This window comes from Sinanaerobacter chloroacetimidivorans (assembly GCF_018128545.1).
In the GTDB taxonomy this organism is placed as follows: Bacteria; Bacillota; Clostridia; order Peptostreptococcales; family Anaerovoracaceae; genus Sinanaerobacter; species Sinanaerobacter chloroacetimidivorans.
The window spans coordinates 295,185-308,988 of record NZ_JAGSND010000002.1 but is presented as its reverse complement, the minus strand read 5'-3'; the positions used below and the strand labels follow the sequence as shown (position 1 = coordinate 308,988).

12 protein-coding genes are annotated in these 13,804 nt (G+C 42.8%); 8 read left to right on the top strand and 4 right to left on the bottom strand.

Annotated elements, in window-relative coordinates; all coding sequences use genetic code 11:
- Positions 1–59: 59 nt before the first annotated feature.
- Genes KCX82_RS04495 through KCX82_RS04485 form a run of 3 tightly spaced genes read right to left on the bottom strand, consistent with a single transcriptional unit; the run spans position 60 to position 3,195 of the window.
- Positions 60–1,271 (bottom strand): ABC transporter permease, encoded by a 1,212-nt coding sequence (locus KCX82_RS04495; RefSeq protein ID WP_227017247.1) that lies wholly within the window; start codon positions 1,269–1,271, stop codon positions 60–62.
- Positions 1,262–2,038, bottom strand: a complete 777-nt coding sequence (locus KCX82_RS04490) for an ABC transporter ATP-binding protein (RefSeq protein ID WP_227017246.1) — start codon at positions 2,036–2,038, stop codon at positions 1,262–1,264. The genes KCX82_RS04495 and KCX82_RS04490 overlap by 10 nt, the downstream gene beginning before the upstream one ends.
- Positions 2,039–2,049: 11 nt before the next feature.
- A complete protein-coding gene (locus KCX82_RS04485) occupies positions 2,050–3,195 on the bottom strand; it encodes an efflux RND transporter periplasmic adaptor subunit (protein ID WP_227017245.1) in 1,146 nt (381 codons plus the stop codon).
- Between the two features lie 256 nt (positions 3,196–3,451).
- Between KCX82_RS04485 and lgt the strand changes: the two genes are divergently transcribed.
- The 6 genes from lgt (at position 3,452) to KCX82_RS04455 (ending at position 10,416) form a co-directional block, all read left to right on the top strand.
- A complete protein-coding gene (gene lgt, locus KCX82_RS04480; RefSeq protein WP_227017244.1) occupies positions 3,452–4,210 on the top strand; it encodes a prolipoprotein diacylglyceryl transferase in 759 nt (252 codons plus the stop codon).
- Positions 4,211–4,270: 60 nt separating this feature from the next.
- Positions 4,271–5,365: a redox-regulated ATPase YchF gene (ychF, locus tag KCX82_RS04475; RefSeq protein ID WP_227017243.1), complete on the top strand. Its 1,095-nt coding sequence runs from the start codon at positions 4,271–4,273 to the stop codon at positions 5,363–5,365.
- Positions 5,366–5,741: 376 nt separating this feature from the next.
- Positions 5,742–5,912, top strand: coding sequence for a hypothetical protein (locus KCX82_RS22910; protein ID WP_264373186.1), 171 nt, complete (start codon positions 5,742–5,744; stop codon positions 5,910–5,912).
- A 119-nt stretch (positions 5,913–6,031) separates the two neighbouring features.
- A complete protein-coding gene (gene hydA / locus KCX82_RS04465; RefSeq protein ID WP_227017242.1) occupies positions 6,032–7,429 on the top strand; it encodes a dihydropyrimidinase in 1,398 nt (465 codons plus the stop codon).
- A 56-nt stretch (positions 7,430–7,485) separates the two neighbouring features.
- The gene (locus KCX82_RS04460; RefSeq protein ID WP_227017241.1) at positions 7,486–8,715 is read left to right on the top strand and encodes a M20 family metallo-hydrolase; all 1,230 of its coding nucleotides are present in this window, start codon (positions 7,486–7,488) and stop codon (positions 8,713–8,715) included.
- Positions 8,716–9,177: 462 nt separating this feature from the next.
- Positions 9,178–10,416 (top strand): MerR family transcriptional regulator, encoded by a 1,239-nt coding sequence (locus KCX82_RS04455; protein ID WP_227017240.1) that lies wholly within the window; start codon positions 9,178–9,180, stop codon positions 10,414–10,416.
- A gap of 104 nt (positions 10,417–10,520) precedes the next feature.
- On the opposite strand, the gene KCX82_RS04450 is transcribed toward KCX82_RS04455, so the two are convergent.
- Positions 10,521–11,180: a cupin domain-containing protein gene (locus KCX82_RS04450; protein ID WP_227017239.1), complete on the bottom strand. Its 660-nt coding sequence runs from the start codon at positions 11,178–11,180 to the stop codon at positions 10,521–10,523.
- A gap of 471 nt (positions 11,181–11,651) precedes the next feature.
- Here KCX82_RS04450 and KCX82_RS04445 point away from each other — a divergent pair, with 471 nt between their 5' ends.
- Together KCX82_RS04445 and iolM are read left to right on the top strand one after the other, a co-directional pair.
- A complete protein-coding gene (locus tag KCX82_RS04445) occupies positions 11,652–12,476 on the top strand; it encodes a sugar phosphate isomerase/epimerase family protein (RefSeq protein WP_227017238.1) in 825 nt (274 codons plus the stop codon).
- A 133-nt stretch (positions 12,477–12,609) separates the two neighbouring features.
- Entirely contained in the window at positions 12,610–13,797 is a 1,188-nt protein-coding gene (gene iolM / locus KCX82_RS04440; RefSeq protein ID WP_227017237.1) for a scyllo-inosose 3-dehydrogenase, read from the top strand.
- Positions 13,798–13,804 lie beyond the last annotated feature (7 nt).

The window sequence follows — 13,804 nt, the reverse complement described above, 5'->3', positions numbered from 1 at the left end:
GAAAGGCTGGTCTTATGACGCGCTGCCACCGCGACTAAGGAAATCTCGTGGGTATGACTTTATTCGTACCTCAACGCCTCTATCGGATCCAGCTTGGCTGCCTTTCTGGCCGGATACAGTCCAAAGAACATACCGACCAAAGCGGAAAAGGCCACAGCCAGCACAATAACTCCGGGCTCGATAATTACCGAGATGTTTGCAAATGACATTCCTATGGATGCGATTCCAACCCCCAGCAGTGTTCCTATAACTCCTCCAATAGCAGAAATGATCATGGATTCTATCAGGAACTGCAAAAGAATATCTTTGGTTCTTGCACCCAGAGATTTTCGTATGCCGATTTCGCGGGTTCGTTCTGTAACGGAAACCAGCATGATATTCATGATGCCGATACCGCCTACCACAAGTGATATTGCGGCAATGGCTCCAATGGCGATGGAAAGGGTACCCAGTACATTGTTGATCATACCCATCTGGGCTTCAGCAGATTCGAATATGTAAAATTCGGGTGCTTTATCCTTGATCCTGGCCAAATACTTGGTGATTTCGCCTCCAATAACGGCTTGATCCTTTTCGGCATTGGTATAAAGCTCTATGTAGGAAGTGGATTGATCACCGGCTTGTAACAACGGATAAGGTACGTAGGTTTGGTAGGAGTCGCTTACCATCATGTTATCAAATATGCTGGCTTCCTTCTCATAAATACCTACAATAGTCAAATCCTTAGGCTCACCATTGATGGTTACGCTCAGAACCTCCCCAACGGCATTATCCTTGTTGAAAAAGTGCTGGGCTGCGTCTTTATCTATAACAATACGATCCCGGGCACCGTCAACATCGCTTTCGTTGAGCATCCGGCCGTGAATGAGATTCATATTATAGAATTTATTATAGTCAGCCGCAACTCCCGCCATGCGGAGTTTGCCGGTAATACGCCGAACCTTCGTTTCGCTGTCGGCGGAAATAGAAGGGCATATATACAGAATATCATCCGGAAATCTCTCTTTCAGAGCCTCAATATCTTCCGGAAAGATCAAATCAGAATATTCTACGCCGTCTTCCGCCAATCTCCAGTTGATATAAACATACATGTTGTTCATACCAAAGCTTTCGAATTCCTTGCTTACCACTCCTTTTGCACTGGCGCCGATAGAAGTAATGGCTATTACGGAGCTGATACCGATGATAATCCCCAGCATCGTGAGAAAGGAACGCATTTTATTGGTTCTAATGGAGGTTAAAGCCAATTTGATATTTTCAATCAAGAGCATGGTGTCACCTCCGTCAGATTCTCATCCTTAATGATATGACCATCCTTGAACGTAATGATACGATCTGTAAATTCAGCAATATCTCGTTCATGGGTTACGATGATCACCGTATTTTTATCTTCCCGATTCAATTTCTTAAAGATCTCCATAATCTCAACCGATGATTGAGAATCAAGATTTCCCGTAGGCTCGTCTGCCAGTATGATCTGGGGCTTGTTCGCCAGGGCCCTGGCAATGGCCACTCTCTGCTTCTGCCCGCCGGAAAGCTCGTTGGGCATATGGCCGGATCTTTCTTTCAGGCCTACGCTGTTTAAGAGCTCCAAGGCTCGTTCTTTCCGTTCATCAGCCCCCACTTTGCCATAAACCATGGGCAATTCTACATTTTTTAACGCACTGGTTCTGGCAATTAAATTGAAAGACTGAAAAACAAAACCGATTTTTTTGTTTCTGACGGCAGAAAGTTCATTGTCGTTCTTTTCGCTTACATCAATCCCTTCCAGATAGTAGTAGCCATCCGTAGGCCTGTCAAGACAGCCGAGGATATTCATCAAAGTGGATTTCCCTGAGCCGGAAGCACCCATGATTGAAATGAATTCCCCCTGCTGTATGGTTAAATTAATTCCCTTTAAAGCGGCAACCTCTATTTCTCCATTGCGGTATACTTTTGTCAGGTTTTCAATAACTATGATATCTTTTGCCTTCGTGTTATCGGATTTCGTTATATTTTCATTTGATCTCGTTCCATTTGTTTTCGTTTCCTGTGTCATAGCCGCCTCCCTTACTGTTTTGGAAGAGTGGTGACTTCCATGCCTTCCGTCATATCAAAAGTAGGGCTGAGGACCACTTGGTCTCCGGACGACAAATCTCCGGACAGGATTTCAATGTTAAAATCGCCCTCTAAGCCGATTACTACAGGAATCTTATGAAGAATGGTGCCGTCGACAACCATCACATAACTTTCTCCTGTAGCCGGGTCTTCCATAATGGCATCAATAGGAACGGTTAGGGCATCTTCCTTCTGTTCAATTTGGATTTGTGCCTTTGCGGTGACTCCTGCAATTAATTTGGAATTGCCTTTCATAACGTCAATCTGGACGGGAATCACCATTTCTTTAGAAGTTGCATCTTTCGGTTCTCCGGTAGGAGAAATTCTGGAAACGGTGCCGGTAACGCTTTCCTTGCCCAGAACTTCCGCTGTAATGGTGACCTTTTGGCCCACCTTTATTTTGCTGATGTCATATTCGCTGATTTTTACATCCATCTTTAAATTGTCCAGATCTTCAATAACGAACATGGGCTCGCTGTTTTCCGTATCGTTGGCATAGCGCCCCAAATTAACATTCACTCTTGTTACCGTTCCTGCGATAGGGCTCTTGAGGTTGGTTTTATCGGCCACATTATAGGAATCCAATGTAATTTTGTCGTTTTCATATGTATTTTTGGCCTTGATGAACTGTTCTTTTGAAATAGCTCCTTCCTGATAGAGCAGTTGAGAAGCTTCATAGTTGAACTTGGATTCTTCCAGAGAGCTCAAAGCTTTTTTATAGTCATTTTCCAACGCTTCCCCGTCAAGCACAGCGATAACCTGGTCTTTTTTAACAACGTCTCCCTCTTTCACCAATATGGAAACGATTTCATAGTTTAAAGAGGAAACCACATCTGCCGATTCGGACCCCTTGATCGTACCTTTTATGGCAACGACTTCTTCAATGTTCATCTTTTCTGCAGTTCCTGTGGTGACAACAGGGGCCTGAGGGCCTCCCGAGAAGGTCTTTGACCATGCGAACAGTACTGCAATCAGGAGTATGACGATCGTGATGATTAGGATCCATTTCTTTTTCCGGGACATTTTTTTTCTTTTTTTAATAACCTTTTCTGTAGTCCCCCCGTCTATCTCCGTTCCCTTATTCTTCTTTAGAAACATAAATACCTCCTCTTAAATAGACACTCTTTCATATTTTCTATAACGAATTATACCATAAAATATCTTCATAAAATGTTAACTTTTTCTTAAATAATCAAATGTGACAAAAATGTAAGTTTATAATCGTTTGGGTCAAAATATAAGTAAGGCTGTGCAGATTGGATATTTTAGTGTATAATATTAAGCACTAATTGGATCAATCCAGCTAAGATATTTGTATTGGAAGAATCATTACAGGAAAAGGAGGATACAAGAAATGCCGATACCTAATCCAATTGCTTTTACCATCTTTGGAATTGACATCATGTGGTATGGAATCTTAATTGCTGCAGCGATGGTGCTGGCTGTCATTATCATATATAAAAGGGCGTCTTTGCATGAGATTTCACCCGATCGGACCTTGGATTTTGTTTTGATTTGCGTGCCTCTGGGAGTGATCGGGGCAAGACTTTATTATGTGGCTTTCAATTGGGATGCTTATGCCGGGGACTTTTATAAGATCATCAACACAAGAGGCGGCGGCCTTGCCATCCATGGGGGCCTGATTTTCGGATTTATTGCAGCCGCATTGCTTTGCAGAGCATGGAGAGTCAGACCGCTCAATTTACTAGACCTGACGGTTCCTGCTATCGCACTGGCACAATCCATCGGACGTTGGGGCAATTATTTCAATTCAGAGGCACATGGAGGGCCTACGGATCTTCCCTGGGCAATCAATGTTAACGGGGAAATGGTGCATCCTACCTTCCTCTACGAATCTATCTGGTGCTTTATATTATTTTTTGTACTGATCGTGGTAGATAACAACAGAAAATTTGAAGGGCAGACCTTCCTGCTTTACGGTATTTTATATTCCTTTGAGCGGTTCTTTGTAGAAGGACTTCGTACCGACAGTCTGATGATTGGACCCTTCCGTCAGGCACAAGTGTTAAGTCTGGCAGTTTTTGTCATTTGCTTAGTCGCGTATATCATTAAAAGACAGAGAAGTAAGTATAAAAACAGAATTTTTTATTAAGACGATACCTTCACCTGTTCATGAAAAAAAGGTGTAACAATAAGAGGAGAAAAATAATCTATGAAATTAGGCATTGTAGGGCTTCCTAACGTAGGAAAAAGCACATTATTCAACGCAATCACCAAGGCAGGAGCAGAAGCTGCCAATTATCCTTTCTGCACCATAGAGCCCAATGTGGGCGTGGTTACGGTACCTGACGAAAGATTAAGGGTTCTTCACGAGATGTACAACTCAAAGAAGACCGTTTATACAACGATTGAATTTTATGATATCGCCGGACTGGTAAAGGGTGCTTCAAAAGGAGAGGGTCTGGGTAACAAATTCCTGGGCCATATCCGTGAGGTGGCAGCCATTATCCATGTGGTCAGATGTTTTGACGACCCCAATGTCGTTCATGTAGACGGGAAAATCGATCCGCTTTCCGATATTGAGACGATTAATATGGAATTGATTCTATCCGATATGGAAGTCATCGAAAGAAGAATCCAGAAGACCCAGAAAAATCTGAAAGGTGATAAGAGCCTGCAAGTGGAGCTTGACACCCTGATGAAGGTAAAAGATACCGTTGAAAAGGGACTTTCTGCAAGAACACTCCAGCTGAGTGATGAAGAAATGGAAATTGTCCGTTCTATGGACTTGCTGTCTTTTAAGCCTATCATCTACGCTGCCAATGTGTCGGAAGAAGAGGCCGCTGCTGAAATTGACAATGAATACGTGAAAAAGGTACGAGAATTTGCAGCTACGGAAGGTTCTGACGTAGTGGTTCTTTGTGCAAAGCTGGAAGCAGAAATTGCCGAACTGGAGGAAGAAGAAAAGACCGCATTCTTTGAGGATCTCGGCATCAGTGAATCCGGCCTTGACAAACTGATCAAGGCTTCCTATCATCTGCTGGATCTGATTTCGTTCCTGACTGCCGGACCCCAGGAGGTCCGCGCATGGACCATCAGAAAAGGAACCAAAGCACCTCAGGCCGCAGGAAAAATACATACGGACTTTGAAAGGGGCTTTATCAGAGCAGAAACCATCGCTTATGACGAGCTGATCCAATGCGGGGGTAACCTGGCCACGGCAAAGGAAAAAGGTCTGGTACGGTCAGAAGGCAAGGATTATGTAGTCAAGGACGGGGACGTGATTCTGTTCCGGTTTAACGTATAAAAAAATTCATTTTTACATTTTTAGAGATTATTTTGTAAAAAGAATATATAGAGTCAAATGTTTTAAAAATAGAATGTTTGGCTCTCTTTTGTTACAAAGGCTTGCAGGCTTGAAAAAATACAAGCCTGCAAGCCTTGACATTATCGCTCTTGTATTACCAGTTGTTTTTTTCCTCGGAATAAACAGCTGGCAAGATAGCAGCAAGGTTGGTGTATTTGTATTTTAAGGGGTAAGAGTATCAGTAAAGAAAAAAGTTGATTGCATTTGCATTGATCCTTTCCATTATTGTTATGCGTTGCATTGACGAGCAGCAACCCGATATAATATTGTTCGGCGGGGACATTGTAGATGACAAGTTATCGTATCATCAGCATTCATGATCAGACAATCAACCTTTGCGGCGTTGATGATGCGGAAATCGGTGAGAATCGTATTTAGCGACAAAACCTTTATTGTGAGCCGTGGACTTGCAAAGGAGTCAACCCGTATTCCAAGAGTTTTTAATCCGCCGGAGCTTGTGATTGTTGATATTGCACCAGTAAACTGAAATAAAAAGAAGTGAACGAGGAATCCGTAATAAGTCTGAGACAAATATTGTAATAACATTGAAATGCTATAATGAATTTAATAAAATAAAATAAATAATGAAAACGCGGAGGTGGAACCATGTCTGTCTTAATCAAAAATGGGACAATCGTAACTGCAGAAAATGAATTTACAGCGGATATCTATATTCAGGGAGAATCAATTCATGCGATTGGTGAAAACCTGGAAAAAGAGGCTGACGAAATCGTGGATGCAAAAGGGAAATATGTGCTGCCGGGCGGTGTTGACCAGCATGTTCATTTCTCATTCACCTACAAAGGAAGCAAGGTAAGAGGATTTGAAACCTCAAATGCTGCAGCTGTAGGAGGAACTACCACACTGATTGAATTCGTGAATCAGGTTCAGGGAAAAGGCCTGGTAGAATCCATCGATGAGTACCGGAAAACGGATGCGGATGGCATTGCAATGGTAGACTATTCCTTTCACAGCGTTATGACTGATCCCAGACCGGAGGTTATTGAAGAGATTCCAAAACTGGCTGAGGCGGGGTACCCGACCATGAAGCTCTTTATGGCATACAAGGGAATGTTTTTTCATGCCGACGATGATGCGATTCTGAATGCACTTTTCAAAGGAAAGGAAGCGGGAATCACGGTGATGGTTCACGCTGAAAATGCTGAAATGATCGATGTTCTGACAAAGAAACTGATTTCAGAGGGAAAGACGGCTCCCTATTACCATGCGGTTTCCAGACCTCCCGTTGTAGAAGCGGAAGCGACAAGACGTGCTATCTATCTGGCAGAACTGGCAGATGCACCCCTATATGTTGTTCATGTTTCTGCGAAGGAAGCTCTGGAAGAAATCAAACAGGCCTATGGCAGAGGACAGTCGGTATACGGGGAAACCTGCTCCCACTACCTGATTTTGGATACAGATGATTTGGCAAGGCCTGGCTTTGAAGGCGCAAAATACGTCTGCTCACCAGCTCTGAGAACCGAGGAACACAGGGATGCGCTGTGGGAAGCTGTCGATAAAAAATGGCTTAACGCGATCAGTTCCGACCATTGCGGATTCGATTACGAGCATCAGAAACATATGGGCTTCGGTGAGGGCAATTCCTTTGCGGATATCCCCAACGGTGCTCCGAGTCTGCAGAACCGCTTGAATATACTCTGGACCTACGGTGTATGCGAAGGGAAGATAACAAAGAGCCGGCTTGTAGATCTCTTTGCCACAATGCCGGCAAAGATCAACGGTCTTTCGAAGAAAGGCCAGATCGCAATCGGCTTTGATGCGGATATTGTGATCTTTGATCCGGATTATACGGGTACCATAAGTGCTGCGAATAATCTTGAGGGGGTTGATTACTGCCCCTTTGAAGGTTTTGAACAGAAAGGGAGAGCTGAAACAGTCTTCCTTCGCGGCGGCAAAATCGTGGATGGCGGGAAATACATAGGACAAAAGGGCCAGGGTAAATTTATCGCCGGAGAACCTTATGGCTATGTATATAACAAGTAGGGAACAGTTTTCAAAATAACTTTGTTATCAGCGGCAATTATGAACGGAGAGGCAACATGAAAATATCCGAAGAAAGACTTCTGTCTGATTTACATCTATTAAAATGTTTTACCGATACGCCGGGGGTTGGTGTAACAAGATTTTCATACGGCGAGAGCGATAGAAGAGCCAGACAGTTTATAAAGGAAGCGGCAGAATCCCATGGATTTTCGGTAAGAACGGATCCGATTGGGAACATGTACATCGGGCATCAAGAGATGGATGGAAAAAGAAACAAAATACGGATTGGATCTCATATTGATACGGTCCGGAATGGCGGCTGGCTTGACGGGATTTATGGTATCGCAAGCGGGCTTGAGGTATTGCGAACGCTTTCAGAAAATGAAAGTGAGCGTGTATCGGAAGTTGAAGTTGTTATTTTTGCCGAAGAGGAAGGCTCGAATTTCGGCTCCACCATGACCGGCAGCAAATTTGTTACCGGCATTTACGGAGAAAAAGATCTTGATCGGCTGAAAAATGATGATCAAATCTCATTAAGGGAAATGTTAATGAATTGCAGCTTCCCTCCGTATCAGGAGGAAGAAGTATTATGGGACTTTTCCAGTATGAAAGCCATGCTGGAGCTGCATATCGAACAAGGGCCTGTTCTTGAACGGGAAGGAAAATCCATCGGAATTGTGGATGGGATTTTCGGAATGAAAACCATAGAGATAACGATCACAGGAACCGGCAATCACGCCGGAGCTACACCGATGAAATACAGACGGGATGCACTGGCCACAGCAGCTCTTTGCATAGCAGAGGTAGAACGTGTAGCTAAAACGGATCCGGAAGGGATCGTCGTAGCTACCGTTGGAAAAATGTCTGTTTTGCCGAATTGCTCCAACGTGATTCCGGAAAAGGTGATATTCACTGTGGAAGTGAGAGATAAGCGAGAAGAAAGAATAAGAAGTTTCATAAACAAAATAGAAGAGGCGATCAAAATGATTTCGGATCAGAGAGAGACAGACCTTGAAATAAGAAGTCTTGCAGATTCCAGGCCTTTCCGTATGGATAACAGAATTATGAAGCTTATGGACAGGCTTGCTTCGGAAGCCGGTATTCATCACCGGATCATGGACAGCGGGGCGGTCCATGATACTTGTATCATCGCTCCTCACGTTCCTTCGGGTATGTTGTTTGTACCTAGTATAGGAGGCAGAAGCCATGTACCCTTTGAAGATACAAACGCGGATGATCTGGTCGGAGGGGCACAGCTGCTTTTGGATACGGTATTAAACATTTGATTCTGAGGCAAGGAGTAGAACCGGAATACAAATTCGTATTCAATCCGGAATGTACACAGAATTCCCTGCGTTGTGCGAAGGAATAACTTTGTTGGTTCGCTCACTGGCAGGGAATTCTGAAGAGATTAGGAGTTCTCCGGTATAATACAGTAAACTTTGTTGTAATAATCTTACACCTCTTCAGATGGTGTCTGCCGGACTTCCCGCGCCTTTACGGATTTCCGGCAAAGTCAAAGTACACGGCACAATACTTTCTGAGACATCTTCCTATCATTAATACTAATACTGGATCCATGTTTACCGCAAGTTACAATACGATTCAACAGTGAAGCAGGATGTACCATACGAACCGAAACCGTAAAATGTAAACCCGGGTTCACATTCTGGATTAGATTTGACTTAAAAAAGAATTTGACCTATACTGGGGTTGAGAATTGAATGGTATCGGAGAGAGGGAAAGGAATGAAAATCGGCACGTTTGCAAAAAAAATTGATATGAATATCAGCACGATTCGATTCTATATCAACAATGGGTTGCTGACGCCCTGTAAGGTAGGGGGACAATATGAATTTGATGCGGATTGTATCTCTGATATGGAAAAAATATTGAAATATAAAAAATACAATTTTTCGTTAGAAGAAATTCAGATATTGTTTTTCATGGAGAAAGCATCTCGTTTTAAAGACGAAGTTGTAATTGATGTGTGTACAGATATTTTAAAGAATAAAAGAAAATTATTGATTGAGGAAAGAGATAATCTTACAAAATCTATTGCTGATATAGAGAGGGAAATAGAGAATCTTCCGACTTTAAGCAACGAGGAAATAACTGATCATGGAGTACCTTTTACCATGATCCCGTACCTTTATTGCCCCAGTTGTCAGGTTCCTCTGAAATTGGATTCCGCCAGTCTTTCCAACGGCAGTATACAGAAGGGTAATCTATCCTGTGAATGCGGTTACACTGCTACGATAACGGAGGGAATGATCCTTTGTGAAGAATTTGCCGAGGAAACTCCTTTTAAGGCTTTTGAAAACATAGAATCCATCATGGCCATGAAAGATCAATTCAGCCCAGCTTACAGAAAACTGATCGCAAAAACCTATATATGGATGTACAGCCAAATTGCTGCCCAGGTGGACGGTGTGAAGTTTATTATGGCAGGCCCCTTTACCTTTAATTTTTTACTGGAGTATATAGAAAAACTGGGAAAAGACCATATCTATATTATTTTTGATCCGTCTTTAAAAAGAATAACAAAGATCAAGAAATATTTGTCCTCTTGGAACTATAGCATCGTTTATATTGTTGGGCAACCAACACATCTTCCGATTAAAAGTGCTGCAATAGACCTTTATATTGATGATTATTCAACTGTTAATTCTCTTTTTACCTATAACACATTTTCGACTGATTACCTTGCTTCTCTGATAAAAAACTCAGGTGAAATAATCGGGATTTTTACGACTTATCTTCACGCAGCAAAAAGTATTCGTAATTTTAAAAAGAATCATCCTGATTTTATGCCGGAAAAGATGACGTTAGGCGGATTGAAGTATCATTGGTCTATGGAGGGTGTAACTATCATTCATGAGAAAGTGATGGGCTCGACCTCGCCGAATGAAATTCACTTTCCTCAGAATGTAATGGGAGAACCGGTAGAAGTTCTCGGCTATCATGCTAGAAAGAGTGTACGTTAAAAAACACAGGAAGACTATCTGTTCGTGGATATCTGCCTGTGTTTCTTGTTTTTAAAAGGGCCTGCGGCTCTTTTTTTTGTAACCAGTTTGTCAGATCCTTTTCTTTAAAACCATGGCGGTACATTTGCCCATACGCAAGTGCAGATCTTATCGCTGACATTTCTTTTGGAATGGGGGTCCGTGGAATTGAACGTGATGCTGTCCCCTTCTTTGAGAAGATACACCTCCTGCTTGATCTGCACCACCAGTTCGCCTGATAAAATAAGCCCGCATTCGCTGCCGGGATGGGAATAGAGTTCCGGGCCGGTGGTACTGCCTGGATCATATTCGTTATAAATAAACTCGATAGGTCCTGTTAAATTAGGATTTAGCAAATAAAAACGAATACCCTTACCGGGTGAAAGAATTTTTCTTTGTTCCCGGTGTACCACTGGAGACTGGTTGTTCAAATTCAGTGTCGGCAAGCCGCTCAAAATAGCTTCCGGATTCCCTAGTTGGCTGACCAGGGGTACTGCGGAGGTCGGAGTATATATTTCAGCATCCTCAAACAGTACGCTTAACGGGATCTCCAGAGCATTTCCGATTTTCTTCAAAGTTTCTATGGATGGTGAAATGATGGATCGCTCTACCTGACTGATCATGCTTGGCGTTAAGCCTGTCGCATTGGCAAGATCGGTAATCGTCATTTTTCTGGATTTTCGAATATCACGGATTCTTTGACCCAATAGTAAAGATATAAAATCAGTGTTGGAAGGATTCGCCATAAAAATACCTCATAACTGGAAGTTCCATATTTTTTATAACTTAGGAAATAACGTTACTCAAACGTTATTTCCGTATGTTTCTTATTAAAACATGATTTTTAATTAATGTCAACTATACTTAATTATTTCGAGAATTTTTCATTTATACTTAAACTTATAATTTGTAAAGTAATCCGACAAAAAATATGATCTTTCTGTGAAAAACAAGTCTTTTTTATGGATTTATTGTGCTTTGATAATCTGCAAAAATAGGATTGACACAATTCAATACATAAACTATAATGAATCCGTAATTAAAAATTTTAAGTGTTAATGAAATTCTAGCCGATGATTTCTTGATGGTTTGGCCTCATTGCACGTATCTTAATAACTAGTTTTTTCCTTAACACGCTCTTTCCACCGTATCCGAATTTCACTGCTGAAAAATGCAATTAAATATTTTATCGTTCATTAGGAGGAGGTATCCAATACATGAAAGAATGGCAATTTGCATTATCCAGTGCTGATGATGCCGGTCCTACCGCCCCTATTCTGCTGATAGGAGATATTTGCAGCAATTTGATCCAGGCGGCCCAGCTTGGCTACCATGCCATAGAAGTCCATACACGGGAAACCGCACGCTGGGACTATGCTTCTATTGAAAAAGTAATGCAGGACTGCAATATGAAGATTGCAGCCATTGTTACAGGCAGGCTTTGCACAGAAGGGCAAGTAAACTTGATTGATGACATTCCTTATGTGACACAATCCGCCATGGACGGAATGAGACAATATATTCAAATGGCACAGCGGTTTCAAACAGACATTGTAATAGGATGGGTCAAGGGAAGAATACCTGCTGGGGCAGGTGCGAAAAAATACTTGGATCGGCTGGCTTATCACCTTCAAATTTTGGATGAGTTTGCGGGAGAACGGGATGTACATATTCACTTAGAGGTCATTAATCGGTATGAGACCAATATTTTTAATACTGCAGCTGAAACCATGGAATTTATTGAAAAAAATAAACTGGAAAACTGTTTTGTTCACTTAGATACCTTTCATATGGGCATTGATGAAACAGATCCGGCAGCGGCTATACAACTCTGCGGTAAAAAATTAGGTTATATGCACCTTGCGGATAATTCGCGCTGCTATCCCGGCAGCGGACAATTTGACTTTCGTAAAATTCTTCAGGCGTTAGATACAATAGAATATGGAGGATATCTCTCCGTTGAGTGTTTGCCTAAACCGGATGGTATAACGGCAGCACGGTATGCAATAAAGCATGTAATGGAATGTATCGCTTCAAATTGAAAGCTTTGCTTTATTTTCTAGATAAATAAAAAAGACGATGAAAATCTACGAATCACAGATTCGTGATTTTCCAGCCTAAATTCTACCAGGTGGCTCTGAAGAGCCGGGCAGAATGTTAAAAGGAGGATGAACAATGAGAGGGTTTTATGTTACCGCAGATTGGGAGCCTAAGGAGGGCTATATACTTTCAGAGCGAGAGACTTCAACAAAACGCTCTAGAAGAGGCAACTCCATCTGGAGAAATATTCAAGGTGTCGTAACCGACCGACCGATACCCGTACCTGCGGAAGATGAAGTATTACTTAAGGTGGGGGCTGCGGGGATCTGCGGAACGGACGCTCATCTATTGCAAAAAGATGAGGATGGCTATACAAAATATGACGGTCATTCCAAATATCCAATCATCACCGGGCATGAGTTCTCAGGGGAAATTATCGAGGTAGGAAAGGCTGTAAAGCAGCGCCTGAAAGCGGGAGATCTGGTAAGCGTGGAATCTATGAATTGGTGCGGTGAATGCGATGCCTGCCGGATGGGAATGTTCAACCAGTGTCAAAACCTTGAGGAGCCCGGGCTTACCTTTGACGGCGGCTTTGCGGAATATGCGGTGGTTAAGGCAAAATACTGCTACCTGCTCAATGATATCGTAAATTTTTACGGTGATAAAATGACAGCCTTTGAATTAGGTGCCATGATTGAGCCCACAGGTGTTGCCTATAACGGGTTATTTGTAAGAGGCGGCGGTATCCGCCCAGGCGGGCACGTGGTTGTGTTCGGTGCAGGCCCTATCGGATTATCTGCCATTTCCCTAATGAAAACCAGCGGTGCGGCAAAACTGATCTGTTTTGAGACCACGGAAGAGCGTCGTCAGCTGGCAAAGGGCTGCGGTGCGGATTACATATTCGATCCCATTGCACTCAGCAAAGAAGGAATCAATCAATCCGAACTGCTGATGGATCTCACAGAGGGAAGAGGAATTTCCTTGTTTGCCGAGTGCTCGGGAGCTACCAATGCTACCTATCCGGTTATGGCCGGAGCTCTGGCCATCGGCGGCAAAACGGTTCAAATAGGGCATTCTATTGGAAAAACCAGCATCGACCTGTATCCCTATATGTTTCATGCCGGTTGCATCAGTGGTTCCAACGGACAGTCGGGACAGGGGATTTACAGTGATGTCATTGCCCTGATGGCCAGCGGGCGCATCGATATGCGCAAAATGGTAACCGACCGCGTTCACCTGGAGGATATTGAAATCGGGCTGGCCCAGGCGGCCAACCGTACTTCCGGCAAAGTGCTGGTAAGTATGGATTATCCAAGAAAATGAAAATTAC